General features: G+C 71.8%; 14 protein-coding genes. 4 read left to right on the top strand and 10 right to left on the bottom strand.

Annotated elements, in window-relative coordinates:
• Nucleotides 1–677: 677 nt before the first annotated feature.
• Nucleotides 678–1391, bottom strand: coding sequence for an LbetaH domain-containing protein (locus tag IO40_RS0119885; RefSeq protein ID WP_030407449.1), 714 nt, complete (start codon nucleotides 1389–1391; stop codon nucleotides 678–680).
• 86 nt (nucleotides 1392–1477) lie between these two features.
• Between IO40_RS0119885 and IO40_RS0119880 the strand changes: the two genes are divergently transcribed.
• The gene (locus IO40_RS0119880; RefSeq protein ID WP_016469329.1) at nucleotides 1478–2353 is read left to right on the top strand and encodes a glycosyltransferase family 2 protein; all 876 of its coding nucleotides are present in this window, start codon (nucleotides 1478–1480) and stop codon (nucleotides 2351–2353) included.
• On the opposite strand, the gene IO40_RS0119875 is transcribed toward IO40_RS0119880, so the two are convergent.
• On the bottom strand, nucleotides 2354–3457 hold the full coding sequence (locus IO40_RS0119875) for an NAD-dependent epimerase/dehydratase family protein (RefSeq protein WP_016469328.1): 1104 nt from the start codon (nucleotides 3455–3457) through the stop codon (nucleotides 2354–2356). It abuts the gene before it with no gap.
• Nucleotides 3458–3494: 37 nt separating this feature from the next.
• Nucleotides 3495–3737: a hypothetical protein gene (locus IO40_RS0119870; protein ID WP_016469327.1), complete on the bottom strand. Its 243-nt coding sequence runs from the start codon at nucleotides 3735–3737 to the stop codon at nucleotides 3495–3497.
• Between the two features lie 196 nt (nucleotides 3738–3933).
• Here IO40_RS0119870 and IO40_RS0119865 point away from each other — a divergent pair, with 196 nt between their 5' ends.
• Entirely contained in the window at nucleotides 3934–5301 is a 1368-nt protein-coding gene (locus IO40_RS0119865; RefSeq protein WP_016469326.1) for a helix-turn-helix domain-containing protein, read from the top strand.
• Nucleotides 5302–5698: 397 nt separating this feature from the next.
• Here the strand turns inward: IO40_RS0119865 and IO40_RS0119860 are convergent, their stop codons facing one another.
• The 3 genes from IO40_RS0119860 to IO40_RS0119850 all read right to left on the bottom strand — a co-directional run bounded on the left by IO40_RS0119860 (nucleotide 5699) and on the right by IO40_RS0119850 (nucleotide 8543).
• A complete protein-coding gene (locus IO40_RS0119860) occupies nucleotides 5699–5938 on the bottom strand; it encodes a hypothetical protein (RefSeq protein WP_225842930.1) in 240 nt (79 codons plus the stop codon).
• A gap of 830 nt (nucleotides 5939–6768) precedes the next feature.
• Nucleotides 6769–8250, bottom strand: a complete 1482-nt coding sequence (locus IO40_RS0119855) for a metallophosphoesterase (protein ID WP_031175845.1) — start codon at nucleotides 8248–8250, stop codon at nucleotides 6769–6771.
• Nucleotides 8251–8303: 53 nt separating this feature from the next.
• Nucleotides 8304–8543 carry an SCO4848 family membrane protein gene (locus tag IO40_RS0119850; protein ID WP_031029748.1) on the bottom strand — a complete coding sequence of 80 codons (240 nt, stop codon included), beginning with the start codon at nucleotides 8541–8543 and terminating at the stop codon, nucleotides 8304–8306.
• A 61-nt stretch (nucleotides 8544–8604) separates the two neighbouring features.
• Between IO40_RS0119850 and IO40_RS0119845 the strand changes: the two genes are divergently transcribed.
• The gene (locus IO40_RS0119845) at nucleotides 8605–10125 is read left to right on the top strand and encodes a D-alanyl-D-alanine carboxypeptidase family protein (protein ID WP_234336609.1); all 1521 of its coding nucleotides are present in this window, start codon (nucleotides 8605–8607) and stop codon (nucleotides 10123–10125) included.
• Here the strand turns inward: IO40_RS0119845 and IO40_RS0119840 are convergent.
• The 3 genes from IO40_RS0119840 to trpS form a co-directional block, all read right to left on the bottom strand.
• Nucleotides 10031–11053 (bottom strand): YihY/virulence factor BrkB family protein, encoded by a 1023-nt coding sequence (locus IO40_RS0119840; protein WP_016469321.1) that lies wholly within the window; start codon nucleotides 11051–11053, stop codon nucleotides 10031–10033. The two genes, IO40_RS0119845 and IO40_RS0119840, sit on opposite strands and share 95 nt — an antisense overlap.
• Before the next feature lie 115 nt (nucleotides 11054–11168).
• On the bottom strand, nucleotides 11169–11822 hold the full coding sequence (locus IO40_RS0119835; protein WP_016469320.1) for a 2'-5' RNA ligase family protein: 654 nt from the start codon (nucleotides 11820–11822) through the stop codon (nucleotides 11169–11171).
• A gap of 11 nt (nucleotides 11823–11833) precedes the next feature.
• Nucleotides 11834–12847 (bottom strand): tryptophan--tRNA ligase, encoded by a 1014-nt coding sequence (trpS, locus tag IO40_RS0119830; protein ID WP_016469319.1) that lies wholly within the window; start codon nucleotides 12845–12847, stop codon nucleotides 11834–11836.
• A 405-nt stretch (nucleotides 12848–13252) separates the two neighbouring features.
• Here trpS and rocD point away from each other — a divergent pair, with 405 nt between their 5' ends.
• Nucleotides 13253–14497, top strand: a complete 1245-nt coding sequence (gene rocD / locus IO40_RS0119825) for an ornithine--oxo-acid transaminase (RefSeq protein WP_031175843.1) — start codon at nucleotides 13253–13255, stop codon at nucleotides 14495–14497.
• A 95-nt stretch (nucleotides 14498–14592) separates the two neighbouring features.
• Here rocD and IO40_RS0119820 read toward each other — a convergent pair whose 3' ends face one another.
• Nucleotides 14593–15555 carry a D-2-hydroxyacid dehydrogenase family protein gene (locus tag IO40_RS0119820; protein WP_016469317.1) on the bottom strand — a complete coding sequence of 321 codons (963 nt, stop codon included), beginning with the start codon at nucleotides 15553–15555 and terminating at the stop codon, nucleotides 14593–14595.
• Between the last annotated feature and the right edge of the window lie 129 nt (nucleotides 15556–15684).

The following is a 15684-nucleotide window of genomic DNA, read 5'->3' as shown; positions in this document are numbered from 1 at the left end:
CATGCACTCGTCCGCGCTCGGCTCCTTGTACTGGTCACCGATCATGAACCCCGGGGGGCGGGGGACATCGGCCTGGGCGGCTCCGACGGCGAGGCCGGAAAAGGCCAGCAGACCGGCACCGACAATGGCCGCGCGCTTCATCTTGCGCATGTGTTCCCTCTCGTGCGTGCGCGTCGCCGGGGCGTTCGGGAAGGCCCCGGCGTCCCGTGCCGGAATCCGCGGAGGCCCGGCACGGCCCCTTACGCAGAGGTTCGATCACACCGCGACCGAAAAAGTTCACGGAGCCCCGCGATTTTTTCCGGCCGCTTTGAGGAACGTGGTGACCTCCGCGTGCCGGCGGCCGGTCGGGGCCGCGTGCCGGTCCGCCCCTCCGGCACCGGCCCGGCCCGGACGCGGTCCACGCCGCAGCACCGCCCGCGGGCTGATTGTTCTGTCTGGTCAGGTTGTGGACGGGTGAGCCAGGTCTCGCCGACCACCGCCCACCGGCGGGCCGACCGCTACCTCCGGCTCGGCGAGAGAGGCATGGCCGACCCGGTGAATGCACCCCGTCTTACCTTCAAGATGCCGTCGGCAACGGAGGGTTGATGCACTCACCTGACGAACTGCACGGTCGCCGCGCCGAGCGCGGTGGGTCTCCACCCTCTGCGGGTGACTGGTGGGACAGTGGGCTCGTGGCTTCATGCTCCCGCGTTGGTCCTGCCGCGATGTGCGGGTCGCTGTCGGACGTTGACGTCAGAAGTGTGAGGAGAGGTGATCACGCTGCGGTCGGGGATGGTGCGTGCGGCGAGGGTGACGCCGCTGGCAACCCGGCAGTCGCGGCCAAGGGCGAGGCCGGGGCCGAGGCTGATGCTGTTGCCGGTTTGGACCCGGTCGCCGATCAGGGCGCCGAACTGCGGTGTGCCACAGCGGTAGAGGCCGTCGGGAGTACGCAGGATGATCTCCCGTTCAGGGTTGCTCATGTGAGGGCTCCACATGCTGATGGCCGCGACGGTCAGGTTGGCGGACAGGTGGGCGTCGGCTCCGACGAGGGTGCGGTTGATACCGATGCGGTGGCCGAGGACGACGCGTTCGCCGAGAAAGGAGCGGGTGACCTCGCAGTTGAAGCCGACCGAGACGTCGGCGCAGAGTACGGAGCCGGCGCGGACGGTGGAGAACTCCCACACGCGCACACGGGGGCCGACGATCACGTTGTCGCCGATGATCGCAGTCGGGTGGATCTGCGCGGTGGGGTGAATGCGGTGCGAGACCCGGGCGAGGGCCTGGCGGTGCCCGTCCTCCCAGAGCGCGAGGAACTCGGACAGCTCGCTCTTCTCCAGGTGTTCGTAGAGGGTGCCGTCCAGCATTCCGCTGGTGGGAGCGGTGAGGTAGTCGCCGAGGCGGATGGTGGGCATCGGTGGCCTTCCTGTGTATGGTCCGTAGCCGTTCCCCGGGCGGCTAGCATCACCAGCACCGGACCCGAGGAACGGAGTGTTCATCCGTGCGTCACCCGCGCGTAGGCGTCGCCATCTTGACCATGGGCACGCGGCCCGCCGAGCTGGCCGACCTCCTTGAGTCGGTCGCCGGGCAGGACACGCCTGCGACGCGTGTGGTGGTCGTCGGAAACGGCTCGCCGCTGCCGCCCCTCCCCAAGTGGGTGGACGGTGTCGAGCTGCCGGAGAACTTGGGGGTGGCCGGTGGCCGGAATGCCGCACTGGCCCGGCTGCGAGAGTCCGGGGACGTCGATGTGGTGGTGGACCTGGACGATGACGGCCTGTTGATCAGCACAGACGTGTTCACCCGGCTCACTGAGCTGTACGCGTCGGACCAGCGGCTTGGCGTGGTCAGTTTCCGTATCGCCGACGAACACGGCCGTACCCAGCGCCGCCACGTTCCGCGTCTGCGGGCGGCGAATCCGATGCGGGGCGGGCCGGTGACGACGTTCCTCGGCGGCGGGCACGGGCTGTCGATGCGGATGCTGGAAGAGATCGGTGGGTGGCCCGAGCCCTTCTTCTACGCGCATGAGGAGACCGACCTGGCCTGGCGGGCACTGGACGCGGGCTGGAAGGTGCTCTACGAGCCGGAGCTGGTGCTCCAGCATCCGTGGACGTCGCCGACCCGGCATGCGGTCTTCTACCGCATGGTCGCCCGTAACCGGGTCTGGCTGGCCAAACGGCGCCTTCCCGCCCTCCTCGTCCCCGCCTACCTGTGCGTCTGGACAGTGATGACCGTGGCCCGCACCCGGTCGGCGGCAGGGCTGAGGGCATGGTTCGGCGGGTTCGCCGAAGGCCTGCGCACGCCGTGCCCGCCCCGCCGGCCGATGCGCTGGTCCACGGTGTGGCGGATGACCCGTCTGGGCCGGCCTCCGGTCATCTGATCAGGCGGTCGCGGCCTCGGACTCGGCCCGAAGCCACGCGGGAATCGCCTCGGGCGTCTTGTCCAGCCAGTCCGCGTAGCGGGCCACTCCGTGCTTGACGGTGATCGCGGGCCGCCAGCCGAGCACCGCTTCCATGCGGTGGGTGGACGCGTAGCCGCCAAGTGGGTCACCGGGTGGCATCGGCGTCTCCACGAACCGCGTGCCCGGGTACCGCTCGGCGACCAGCTCGGCCACGGTGCGGATGCTGGTGGGAGTGCCGGTGCCGATGTTGATCGTCTCGTTGTGGGCCCGCGGGGCGACAAGGGCCCGCACCGTGGCGGCGGCGATGTCTTCGACGTGGACCAGGTCCCGGACCTGGTGGCCGCCGCCATTGAGGTGCAGGGGCAGCCCCAGAACGGCGCGGGTGGCGAACCAGGCCACGACCCACGAGTGGCTGTTCTCCTTGATGACCTGCGGCTCTCCGTAGACGGAGAAGTACCGCACGACCGTGTATGAGGTGCCCACGGCGCCCAGCGTGAGAGAAGTCTGCGTCTCGCCCCAGGCCTTGGTGTTGGCGTAGACCGACATCGGCCGCAGTGGCGTGTGCTCGTGGAACTGCGGCGGCACATTCCCGTATACGGCTTCCAGCAGCTTGCGCACGGTCCGGTATTCCTCGCACGGGCGTGCCCAGTTCTCCGGGTTGCCGTTGCCGTAGACGCTGGCCGAGGAGACGAAGACGAGGCGGCGGACCCGGTCGCAGGCAGCCACCGCACCGAGCAGTACCTGGGTGCCGGTGATATTGGTGTGAATGGCCGCCGTGGGCTCGCGGGTGCAGGCGGCGACGTCGGCGAGGGCAGCGGCGTGGATCACGTAGTCGGCCCCGGCCACCGCCTTCCTGACCACGTCCGGGTTCTGGATGCTGCCGACGATGAGGTCCGAGTCGGTGGGGTCGATCCCGAACAGGTCGCGGTAGGTGTGCGAGGGGTATGCCTCCAACGTGCATAGCTGGATCGGCCGGGCTCCCACCTGGCGCAGGCAGGCGGCGATACGGCTGCCGATCAGCCCGGCTCCTCCGGTAACCAGCACGTTCCGTCCGGCGAGTTCGTTCAACTGAGTGTCGTGCACGGTGCCTCCATGTCGTGTCATGGCGAAATGTGCGGTGTCACCGGCCGGTCTGGCGGGCCTGCTCGCGCTTGGCGATGATCTGCTCGAGCTGGATCGCGTACAGCTCCACCTGGTTCGGGGTCAGGACCAGCACCGAATGAACGGTCCGGCCGTCGGTGTGGTGAACCTCGATGGCCAGGACGGCTTGCTGGGCACGGTGGTCGTACGTCGCGTCCTGCTTCAGTGGCGTCGCGTGCGTGACCGATGCCCATACACCTCGGGCTGCTCGGGTCTCCTTCATCTCGCTCTCCTCCCGGGGTCGGTTGCGGCCCGCTCCGTTGCGCGCCGTCGTGGTCACGAGAACACCGCAGCCCGCCCGGCGATGGGAGGGTCAGCCTCTCGGCGCGCACACGGTTTGCAGGGGGCGTAAACGGATTGCAACTCCGCGTACTGCAAGGGCGTTTGACGGGGACAATGAGCCCAGCAGGAGGTGAGCCGTGGACAACACCCATCCGCTCTGGCGTTCAGCGGCCATGCGTGACGCGCTCGCCCGCCGCAATGCCGGGGCGATCGTCCGGTTGGCCCGCCGCGCGGCCGACGTCACGCTCGCCGAACTGGGCGAGCAGGTCGGCTATACCGCAGCCTCCCTGTCCCGGATGGAACGCGGCAAACAACCCATGCGAGACGTGCTGCTGCTCCAGAAGCTCGCAGCCTGCCTCGACATCCCTCCGCACTTGCTCGGCCTCGCGCCGCGACAGCAGCGAGCCGCCTTTGAGCGAACCGACGACACTAGGGTGGGTAGGCACACCCTGTTCGGCGAAGAGGGAGACGACGCGGTGCGACGCCGAAAGCTCCTGGCAGGACTGGCCGGAGCCACCACCAGCACGGTCCTCGGGCCGCCGGCCGCCGCCCATGCCCCGGCACAGCCGAGCCTGTCCGGCCTGGAAGACCTTCTGCTCCACCGGCAGCACGTCCACCCCATCCCGGATCCCACACCGTCGGCCGTCACAGCAGCGGTAAGCGCCTCCCGAGGCGACTTCAGCGCCTGCCGTTACGACACCCTCGCCCGCGCGCTCCCGGCCCGGATCGCCCTCGCCCAGGCCCTCGGCGCCCACGGGCACCCGGAGCAGGCGGCGACCGCAGTCGCCGAGCTCTACACCACCGCAACCCGGCTTTGCATCAAGCTCGGTGAAGACGGCCTGGCCGCCGTCACCGCCGACCGCGCCCTCACTGCGGCCCTCAGCGGCGCAGACGCCCTCACCGTTGCCGAAGCCCACCGCATGGTCTCCTCCGCCTGGCGCCGCCAGGGACACCACTCACGCGCCACCGACGTCGCCGTCACCGCCGCCCGGCAACTGACCGCCGACCGCACCTGTGACGTCACCGAACGGCTCTCCGTCCAGGGCAACCTGTACGCCACCGCCGCCTACACCGCAGCGAAACAAGGCGACCGGCACACCGCACACGCCCTCATCGCCGAAGCCGAAGCCACCGCCGGGCAACTCGGCCACGACGCACTGCTACGCGGCACCGTCTTCGGCCCCAGCCAGGTTCTCCTGCACCAGGTCTCGATCAGCCACCTGCTCGGCGACGCCGGCCAAGCCATCGCACACGCACGCCGCATCGATCCCGCCGCCCTCCCCACCACCGAACGCCAGGGCCGGTACTGGATCGACGTCGCCCGTGCCTTCGGCCAATGGGGCAAGCCCGACCGCTGCTACCGGGCACTTCTGGCCGCCGAGCAAGCAGCGCCGCAGGAGGTACGCCGCGGCTCGGTCCGAACCATGGCCGCCGACCTGATGCGGCACGACCGCACCCTCCCCGGCGTGCGGGCGTTCGCTCACCGCGTCGGTGCCCTCGCATAGCCAGGATGGGGGCACCTGACGATCCGGTCGCACCGGAGAGCCCAGCCCCCATCCCCGCGCGGGCTCCTGCGCGGCTGGACGTGTCCGGCGGAAGGGCAGTCGTCAGCCGCTGGACGTAGCGGAGTGGACGCGGCGTCGCACGGTCGCCGCCGGACACGGTGATCCGGCCGAGCGCCATGGAGCAAGTGCGCCGATCGCACCCTTGAGCGGCGACGACCAGCGCGTTCCGCGACAGAGCTGGCCCGCACGCATCCGGCCGGGCACAGCACAAGGGCCCGCCCGGGCACGGCGACCGACCTGTCATCGCATCAGCCGTTGCCCGGGCGGGCCCGGAGCTCACCCTGCCCTACGAGGCCCCGGCGACGTCCGCGTCAGGGCTCCCGGGGAGGGAAATCGATCAGTACCAGCGGAAGTAGTACCTGCCGTCGGCCTGCGGCGTGCAGGTGAAGCCCCGCAGCGCACCCATCTGCGCCATCGTGTTGCCGTATTCGAGACAGGCGCGGTAGCTGCCATCGCCCATCACGCCCTGCCGGGGCGTGAAGCCGCCCGACGCGGCCGATGCCGCACCGGCACCGAGCACGGAGACGCCCACGGCCGCCGCCAGACCAGCCGCGGTGATCGCAGCCCTACGCTTCATCGTGCGCATTCTTTCTCCAGTTCTGGATTTTTCGTCACGATTCCATTCGCGATTTCACCGATCGCCCGGCTGCGGCACCGAATAGTGCGCCTCGCCGGGTGGGTGACCGGGAAACCACCGGGCAGGTGGCTGCCCGGCAGGAATCGACCGGCGACGGACGACACCTGCGGAAATCGCCTTCGACGCATGCGCAGTCAAGCACACAGTCAACGCACGCTCAACAGCCGTGTTTGAGGCATGCAAAGACCGTCTGACACCCTCTGGAGGACAGCTCGGGACTTGCTGAAAAAATGCCGACGAACCTCCGGAAACTGTCGGCTTTTCACCGTCGCGCCACTGCGGATACACCCCCACCGAAATCTCGCATGAACAGGCGCATTGCCCGTTCTCCGCGATTCGGTGCCCGTATTGCGCCCGTTTCCCGTGACGGAAATAGCCGCCGGAAAAAGCCGGGGGAAGAGGGATCGCCTGCTGCCGGTGCGGTGAACCGTCCGGGCCTTCGCGGTCGCATCGTCCCTTACGGCCCTGTGTGCCTTCATGGACCTGCGGACGAGTGTGCACCGTGCTCCCAGCCCGTCCCGGCGCCGCTGGGAGCCGGCGATGCCGGGACGTCCGTCGAGGTCCGGCAACAGCGACGGGACGCAGCGGCAGCCCCCGGCCCGTTTGCCGCCGCTCGTCTGATCGTTTGCTGACGGTTTCGCTGGCTGACGCCCATGGTCGAAGACCGAACCGTCGGTGCCGGATCATCCGCGCTCGGACGGCCCGCATCGGCCCGGCCCCCCCAGGCCCGTGTTGCTCGATCGGCCGGCGAGGTGCTCCGGAGGAGGTCCCTAGTCGCCGCTCGCCAGGGTCACCACGGTGATGTCCGACTCCGCGCCGACCCGCACCGGCGGGCCCCAGGCGCCCGCGCCCCGGGTGACGTAGAGCTGGGTGTCGCCGTAGCGGTCCAGGCCGGCGACCGTGGGGTTGGCCAGTGCCGCCAGGTAGGGGCCCGGCCACAGCTGGCCGCCGTGGGTGTGGCCGGACAGCTGGAGGTCCACGCCGTGTTCGACGGCCTCGTGGACCATCACCGGCTGGTGGGCCATCAGCACGACGGGGCGCGCCGTGTCCCGGTCGCCGAGCGCCTTGGCGTAGTCGGGGCCCTCGCCCTGGTCCTCGCCCTGGATGTCGTTGACGCCGGCCAGGTCGAAGCCGGGCAGCTCGCGCCGGGCGTTCTCCAGCGGGTGGACGCCCAGCTCGCGCAGGTGGTCGAGCCAGGCGTGGGCGTCGCCGAAGTACTCGTGGTTGCCGGTCACGAAGTAGGCGCCGTGCCGGGAGCGCAGCTCGCGCAGCGGCTCGGCGGCCGGCCCGAGATCGGCGACGGTGCCGTCCGCCAGGTCGCCCACGATGGTGATCAGGTCCGGCTGGGTGCGGTTGATCGTCTCGACGATCCGCCGGGTGTGGGCCCGGCCCAGGGTGGGGCCGAGGTGGATGTCGCTGACGACCGCGATCCGGTACCCGTGGGCGCGTCTGCCCAGCTTGGCGAGCGGCACGGTCAGCTTCTTGAGCGTCGGCCCGTTCAGCACGCTCCAGGCCCCCGCGGCGGTGGTGCCGAGTCCCACGGTCGCGGCCGTGACGGCGAGGGTGCGGGCGAGGAAGACGCGGCGGCCGGGCAGGGGCGCCGAGAGCGGGACGGTGAGGGAGCCGGCCCCCTCGGGCTGCGGCGCGGAGCCCGTGCGGGGGCCTGCCGTCGCTTCCGGATCGCGGTCCGCCGCCCGGTCCGTGCCGTGCGGGGCGGCGTCGGTGGGGCTCGGGGCTGCTGCGGTCGCGCCGTCCGGGGTTCCGCCACCCGTGACGGCGGCGGTGACAGTGCCGGCGGTACCAGCGGCGTCAGCGGTGCCGACAGTGCCGGCGGCGTCAGTGGTGCCGGTGGCCGCGCCGACGGGGGCCGCCTCGGCCGGTGCGGGGGGCTGCGGCGCGGGCCCGGTGGCCGTCGCCGTGCGCCGCCGGACGCCCCACGGGGTGCGGGCCGCCACCCACCGCACCAGTTCCCCGGCCAGCAGCGCCAGCAGCAGATACAGCAGGCAGGCCAGCCACAGGTACCCCGGCCAGGCCAGTGCCTGTTCCACGGCGAACGGGACGCCGGAGCGGCCCGCGACCAGGGCGCCGACGGAGGTGAGCGGCAGCACGACCGCCGCGACCGCACCCACGCGGCGCCACGGGCTGCCGGGTGCGGTCACATCGCGGACGAAGCGCCGCCACAGATAGAGGTGCGCGCCCGCCAGCAGGCCCAGCACGGCCAGCGCGACCAGTACGACAACAGCGGACGTCACGGCCCACCCTCCCCCTCGTTCTCCCCGCCGGCGCTCCGTCCCGCGCCGATGGCTCAGCCGCGCCGGGCCGCCCGCAGCCCTCTGAGGCCGATGAGGCCGATCGCCGTTCCCAGCAGGAAGGAGGTGATCGCCAGCAGCAGATGGATCCAAAAATAACCGGTCGGATCGCCGGCGTCGTCGAACGCCAGCCCGCTGCTGTCCTTCCACAGGTTCTTCACGAAGGTGATCCAGACGAACCAGGACCACACGCCGAAGGCCAGCAGGAACCAGGAGACGCGCCGGGACAGCACCAGTCCCGGCCGCCGCGGGGCGCGCTCGGCACCCGTGGCGGGGGGTGCCGTGGAGGTGTCGTGCATGGTGTTCAGTATGACCGCCGTGCCGTGTGGGTCCCCAGGGCCCTCCCCCGCCCCGGCCGGGCTCGTCCCGGCCGCCCCGCCGGCTTCGCCGGGGGCCTCCTGTTGGCGTACCGGACTGGTCGGGTCGGGCTATCCGCGCACCCCCGTGCAGGGGCTCGGCGTCCACATTCCCCGGTTGTCCCTGTACGTTCACAGGGTGCCCATCTCTTCGCATTATTCAGACCGCGCCGCGCGCCCGGCCCAGGGCCGCGCCCCGCGCGCACGCCGTGCGACCTTGCTCGCCTCCGCGGCCTTCGCGCTCTCGCTGCTGACTGTCCCGGCCGCCCTGCCCGCACACGCCGACGACGCCGACGGCAAGGCCCCGAAGGGCGCCCCCAAGGAGCCCAGGCCGCCCGCCCGGATGTCCACGGTCGGCGGCTCCCAGCTGGGCCGCCCCGGTACCCAGGTGAAGCTCAAGCCGGGCGCCCCGAAGCTGCCCACCAAGGTCTCGGCCCGCTCCTGGATCGTCACCGACGCCGAGTCCGGCGAGGTGCTCGCCTCGCACAACGCGCACTGGCGGCTGCCTCCGGCCAGCACCCTCAAGATGCTGTTCGCCGACACGGTGCTGCCCAAGCTGCCCAAGGAGCGCACCCACAAGGTGGTCCCCTCCGACATGCAGGGCATCGGCGAGGGCAGCAGCCTCGTCGGCGTCAAGGAGGGCGAGAGCTACACGGTCCACGACCTGTGGCTCGGCGTCTTCCTGCGCTCCGGCAACGACGCCGTGCACGTGCTGGCGGCCATGAACGGCGGTGTCGACAAGACCGTCGAGGAGATGAACGAGCGGGCCCGCATCCTGCACGCCGACGACACGAAGGTGGTCAGCCCCGACGGCTACGACCGCAAGGGCCAGCTGTCCTCGGCGTACGACCTGTCGCTGTTCGCCCGCGCGGGGATGCAGAACAAGGACTTCCGCGAGTACGCCGCCACCGCCACCGCGAAGTTCCCCGGCGAGACGAAAAAGAAGAAGAACGGCGAGACCAAGCGGGAGAGCTTCCAGATCCAGAACACCAACCGGCTGCTGACCGGTGACGTGGGCATCGAGCCGTACCCGGGCATCGCGGGCGTCAAGAACGGGTCGACGACGAACGCGGGCAACACCTTCACCGGCGTCGCCCAGCGCGGCAACCGGGTCCTGCTGGTCACCGTGATGCACCCGGACGGCCAGGAGGCGCACGGCGTCTACAAGGAAGCCGCCAGGCTGCTGGACTGGGGCTTCGCCGCCGGCGGCAAGGTGGAGCCGGTCGGCGAACTGGTGGCACCCGGCAGCACCGCCAACGGCGGCGGCGCGCCGCACGGCAAGGGCGGCGAGGCCGGCGGCTCCGCCGACCGGGCGGCGGCACACGCCCACAGCAAGCCCTCGGGCGGCGCGGGGACGGCGCTGGGCATCACCGCGGGCGTCCTGGTGGTCCTGAGTCTGGTGGCGTACGTGGTGCACCGTCGCTGGCCGCTGCCCGATCTGGCGCGGCGTCGCCGGCACTGACGCGGTCCGCGCCGGGGGCGGCCTCGTCGCCGCCCTCGGCCAGGTCCCGGACGGGCTGCCCGCTCCCCGGGGCCGCGCCCGGTACGGGGGCCGTGGCCGTCCAGGCGGCGCAGTACAGCAGCAGCTTGGTCATGAAGCTGATCCACAGCAGCAGTGCGACGGGCACACCGAACGCACCGTAGACGTTCTTGGCGGCTACCTGTTGCAGGTAGCCGCCGAGCAGCAGTTTCAGCAGTTCGAAGCCCACGGCCCCCTGGAGGGCGGCGGCCAGCGTCGCCCGGCGCGGCGGGCGGACCCGCGGCAGCAGGGTGAGGACGTACCACAGCAGCAGGAAGTCCGCGGCGACGGCGGCGGCGTAACCGGCCGTGCGCAGCAGCACGGTCCCCACGCCGCCCTCGGCCAGTCCGAGCTGTTCGGCGGCCCAGGTGACGGCGGTCACCGCGAACGCGGACCCGCCGAAGGAGACCAGCCCCACCAGGCCGAGGCCCAGCAGGATGCCCAGGTCGGTGGCCTTGCGCAGGACGACGTTTCCGGGGTCCTCCGCCAGGTCCCACACCGCGCGCAGGCTCTCCCGCAGCACCCCCACCCAGCGGGCGCCGGTGACCAGCAGCGCGCCGCCGGCCACCAGGCCGACGGTGCCCGCGTTGTCCACCAGGGACTGGATCTCCAGCCGGTCCGAGATGCCGGGCACCTGGTCGGCGAGGGTGTGCTGGAGCCGCCGCGTCTCGGTGCCCGGCAGCAGCGAGGCGACCACCGCGGCACCCACCGCGATCATCGGGAAGAGCGCCAGGAAACTGGTGAAGGTGATCGCGGCAGCCAGCCGCGTCCATTTACGGGCGTCGAGGTGTGCGTAGATCCGCCACAGGCGGGTGGTGGTCGCCCATGCCAGCAGCGGGCCCACATACGGCAGCTTCGTCAGTCTTTCCACATCTGCCCAGTGCCCCGCCGCGGCGCCATCCAGCCACCGCGGCGGCGAATCGGCCCAGGTCCTGCCCGGCGGCGCGCGCCCGGGCCGTGCCGCGCGTCATCCGGCCGAAGCCGGCCTACAGCGTCGCGGACGGGTACAGCGCGCTGCGCCGCACATGGGGCGGGCGGCAGGCCTGGGTGGCCGGCAGCCGCGGTGCCAGCGGCTTCTCGGTGTACGTCCCGCCCTGCCCCAGCGGGCCGGTCGCGAACGGGAACTCCCGCTTGAGCTGCCACACCCCGTCGTCGCCCTGCTCGTAGAGGGCGAACCCGCCGGCCGTCCAGGAGCACTCGAAATCGGCCAGTTCCTCGAAGGCCCGGTCCATGGCCGGCTCCGGGATGCCGTGCGCCACCGTCACATGCGGGTGGTACGGGAACGGCAGTTCGCGGGCCAGCGGGCCCTGCGGGTCGCGCACCCGCTCCTGGAGCCGCGCGCAGGCCGCGCCGCCCTCGGCGACCTGCACGAACACCACCGGCGACAGCGGCCGGAACGTGCCCGTGCCCGACAGCCGCACCGGGAAGGCCCGCCCGGCGAGGGCGACACCCGCCAGATGGGCCTCGATCGCCGGCCGCGCCGAGGCGGGCACCTCGGTCGGCGGCAGCAGCGTGATGTGCGTGGGGATGCCATGGGCGGCGGCGTCGCCGAAGGACGCCCGCCGTGCCTGGAGCAGCGTGCCGTACGGCTCCGGGACGGCGAGCGAAACGCCGAGGGTGACGGTCGCTCCCGCGCCCATAGGTTCTCCCTTCACCGCCTGCCGGGCACGAAGCCCACCTTGTCGTAGACGGTCCGCAGGTTCTCGGCCGCCACCGACCTGGCCTTCTCCGCGCCGTCCAGCAGGATCTTGTCCAGCTGCGCCGGGTCGTCCATGAACTCGTGCGTCCGCGAGCGGAACGGCGTCACCCACTCGGTGACGACCTCGGCAAGATCCGTCTTGAGCGCACCGTAGCCCTTGCCCGCGTACTTGTCCTCCAGCTCCTGGATCCCCGCGCCGGTGAGCGTCGCGTAGATCGTCAGCAGGTTGCTGATGCCGGGCTTCTTGTCCCGGTCGAACCGGATGACGGTGTCGGTGTCGGTGACCGCGCTCTTGATCTTCTTCGCGGTGGCCTTCGGCTCGTCCAGCAGCTCGATGATGCCCTTGGGCGTGGAGGCCGACTTGCTCATCTTGACCGCCGGGTCCTGGAGGTCGTAGATCTTCGCCGTCTCCTTGAGGATGTACGCCTCCGGCACCGGGAACGTCTCGCCGTACCGGCTGTTGAAACGCTCCGCGATGGTGCGGGTCAGCTCCAGGTGCTGGCGCTGGTCCTCCCCCACCGGGACCTGCTGGGCGCGGTAGACGAGGATGTCGGCCACCATCAGCGCCGGGTACGTGAACAGGCCCACGCTGGTGTGGTCGGTGCCCTGCTTGGCCGACTTGTCCTTGAACTGCGTCATCCGGGCCGCCTCACCGAAACCGGTCAGGCACTCCACGATCCAGCTCAGCTGGGTGTGCTCGGGCACGTGGCTCTGGAGGAAGAGGGTGCAGCGCTCCGGGTCGAGCCCGGCGGCCAGCAGCTGGGCCGCGGCCATCCGCGAGTTGTGCCGCAGCTCGGCGGGGTCCTTCGGGATCGTCATCGCGTGCAGGTCGACGACCATGTAGAAGGCGTCGTGGCTCTCCTGGAGCGCCACCCACTGGCGTACGGCACCGAGATAGTTGCCGAGGTGGAACGAACCGGCGGTGGGCTGGATACCGGACAGCACACGAGGACGATCATTGGCCATGCGGTCATTCTCTCAGGTACGGACACCCACCGGTGACCCCGTTCCGGGTGAGGTGTCGCACGGGCGGCGCGCCCCGGGCGCGGGGTCCTGTGCCCCTCACCCCGCCCGGCGCACCACGGGCGCACGCCCCGCCGCGGCGCCCCCGTGACCCGCCGTACGGCGCCCCCGGGCGGGACCGGCGCTGGCCGGGCCACCGGCGCACGGGCCGCCGCCGCACGCCACCCGGGAGCGCCGGTGCCCCACGGGGCGGCTCCCGCCCCGCCACCGGGCACACGTCCCACACCCGCGCACCTCCTCACCGGGCCGGTCCCCCGAAGGGGGCTCCGCCCGCCGGCGGGCGACGGAAGATAGAAAGGTGCCGCCCCACCGGACGGCACCGGTACGCACGCAGGAACGGAGACGACGATGTCCACCCTCTCCACGTCAAGCTCCACGTCGACGGCCGCAGGGACCGCGAGCGCGCAGCACATCGCGACCGCGGACGAGAAAAGCGCGCACAACTACCACCCCCTCCCGGTCGTCGTCGCCACCGCGGACGGCGCCTGGGTCACCGACGTCGAGGGGCGTCGCTACCTCGACATGCTGGCGGGCTACTCCGCCCTGAACTTCGGGCACCGCAACGAGCGGCTGATCGAGGCGGCCAAGGCCCAGCTCGACCGGGTCACCCTCACCTCCCGCGCCTTCCACCACGACCGCTACGCGCAGTTCGCCGAGGAACTGGCGGCACTGTGCGGCATGGAGATGGTGCTGCCGATGAACACCGGCGCGGAGGCGGTGGAGACCGCCGTCAAGACGGCCCGCAAGTGGGGTTACCGGGTCAAGGGCGTACCGGACGGCCGCGCGGAGATCGTCGTCGCGGAGAACAACTTCCACGGCCGTACGACGACCATCGTCAGCTTCTCCACGGACGAGGAGGCCCGCGCCGACCACGGTCCGTACACGCCGGGCTTCCGGACGGTGCCGTACGGCGACCTGGCGGCGCTGGAGGAGGCCGTGGGCGAGCACACCGTCGCGGTGCTGCTGGAGCCGATCCAGGGCGAGGCCGGTGTCCTGGTGCCGCCGCCCGGCTATCTGGCCGGCGTGCGGGAGCTGACCCGGGCACGCGGGGTGCTGTTCATCGCCGACGAGATCCAGTCCGGCCTCGGCCGCACGGGAGCGACGTTCGCCTGCGAGCAGGAAGGCGTCGTGCCCGACATGTACGTGCTGGGCAAGGCGCTGGGCGGCGGGGTGGTACCGGTGTCCGCCGTCGTCTCCTCCCGCGAGGTGCTGGGCGTCCACCGTCCCGGCGAGCACGGCTCCACCTTCGGCGGCAACCCGCTGGCCTGCGCGGTGGCGCTGGAGGTGCTCGAGATGCTGCGCGGGGGCGAATACCAGCAGCGGGCCCAGGAGTTGGGCGAGCACCTGCACCGCGAGCTGAAACTGCTGCCGTCCGGTGCCGTGCGCGAGGTGCGCGGCCGTGGCCTGTGGGCCGGCGTGGACATCGACCCCTCCTACGGCACCGGCCGCCAGATCTCCGAGCGGCTGATGGCCGAGGGCGTCCTGGTCAAGGACACCCACGGCTCCACGATCCGGCTGGCCCCGCCCCTGGTCATCACCAAGGAGGACCTCGACTGGGGCCTGGACCGCCTGCGCACGGTGCTGGCGGGCTGACCCTCCCACCGGCCTCGCGGGGTTCCGGCACCACCCCGGTACCGCAACCCCGCGACGCCGCCCGGCCGCCTCGCCGCCCCGCCGCCCCGTCGCGCTCAGGGCAGCAGCCGCAGGGGGGAGCCGTCCAGGTAGGCGCGGATGTTCTCGACGGCATCGCCGTAGTAGCGGCGGTAGTTGTCGCGGGTGACGTAGCCCAGGTGCGGGGTCGCCAGCAGCCGGGGCGCGGTGCGCAGCGGATGGCCGGCGGGCAGCGGCTCGGTGTCGAAGACATCGGTGGCCGCACCGGCGATGGTCCCGTCGCGGAGGGCGTCGAGCAGGGCGTCCTGGTCGACGATGGCGGCCCGCGACGTGTTGATCAGGTAGGCACTCGGCTTCATCCGGGCCAGCTCCGCGGCGCCTATGAGATGCCGGGTGCGATCGCTGAGGGCCAGATGGACGGAGACGAAATCGCTGGTCTCCAGCAGTTCGCCGAGCGACGCGGCCCGAACGGCGCCCACCTCGTCGGCCCGCTCCCGGGTGAGATTCCGGCTCCAGGCCACGACGTCCATCCCGAAGGCGGCGGCGACCGGCGCCATCCGCCCGCCGATCTTCCCCAGCCCCAGCAGCCCCAGCCGCCGCTCGTGCAGATCGGCCCCGACGGTCTGCTGCCAGGGCCCGCCCTCGCGCACGGCCGCGCTCTCCACACCGATACCGCGCGCCAGCCCCAGCAGCAGGGCCCAGGTGTGCTCAAGCGGCGGCGTGGAGGAGCTTGCCGTGCCGCACACCGTCACCCCGCACTCCTTCGCCGCCGCGTAGTCGATGACGCTGTTGCGCATCCCCGAGGCGATCAACAGCCGCAGGCGGGGCAGCCGTTCGAGGACGGTCCGCGGGAACGCCACCCGTTCCCGCAGGGTCACCACGATCTCGAAACCGGCCAGCATCGCGACGAGCGCGTCCTCGTCGGCAGGGTGCTCCCGGAAGCCGACGACCTCCACCTCGTCCGCGACGGGGCTCCAGTCCGCCGCCGTCGTCCCCACTCCCTGGAAGTCGTCCACCAGGGCACACCGCAGTCGTGCCACGACGCTCCACTCCCCTCCCACTCCGCTTTCCCGACTCCCCGATCATGCCGAACCCCAGGCCGGGCCCGCTGGGCGCGTACCGGTCGTGAGCGCCGGGCCCTGGCGGCCGGCCGGCTGGTGACGGCGCCC

The organism is Streptomyces albus subsp. albus, from assembly GCF_000725885.1.
In the GTDB taxonomy this organism is placed as follows: domain Bacteria; phylum Actinomycetota; class Actinomycetes; order Streptomycetales; family Streptomycetaceae; genus Streptomyces; species Streptomyces albus.
Note: the sequence above shows the minus strand (reverse complement) of the source record. Positions and strands in the feature narration are given on the sequence as shown.

What these genes read in the sequence shown, in the direction of transcription:
- IO40_RS0119885 (WP_030407449.1), bottom strand. Translation starts at nt 1,391, where the DNA reads ATGCCCACCATCCGCCTCGGCGACTACCTCACCGCTCCCACCAGCGGA.
- IO40_RS0119870 (WP_016469327.1), bottom strand. Translation starts at nt 3,737, where the DNA reads ATGAAGGAGACCCGAGCAGCCCGAGGTGTATGGGCATCGGTCACGCAC.
- IO40_RS0119860 (WP_225842930.1), bottom strand. Translation starts at nt 5,938, where the DNA reads ATGAAGCGTAGGGCTGCGATCACCGCGGCTGGTCTGGCGGCGGCCGTG.
- IO40_RS0119845 (WP_234336609.1), top strand. Translation starts at nt 8,605, where the DNA reads ATGGTGTTCAGTATGACCGCCGTGCCGTGTGGGTCCCCAGGGCCCTCC.
- IO40_RS0119835 (WP_016469320.1), bottom strand. Translation starts at nt 11,822, where the DNA reads ATGGGCGCGGGAGCGACCGTCACCCTCGGCGTTTCGCTCGCCGTCCCG.
- trpS (WP_016469319.1), bottom strand. Translation starts at nt 12,847, where the DNA reads ATGGCCAATGATCGTCCTCGTGTGCTGTCCGGTATCCAGCCCACCGCC.
- rocD (WP_031175843.1), top strand. Translation starts at nt 13,253, where the DNA reads ATGTCCACCCTCTCCACGTCAAGCTCCACGTCGACGGCCGCAGGGACC.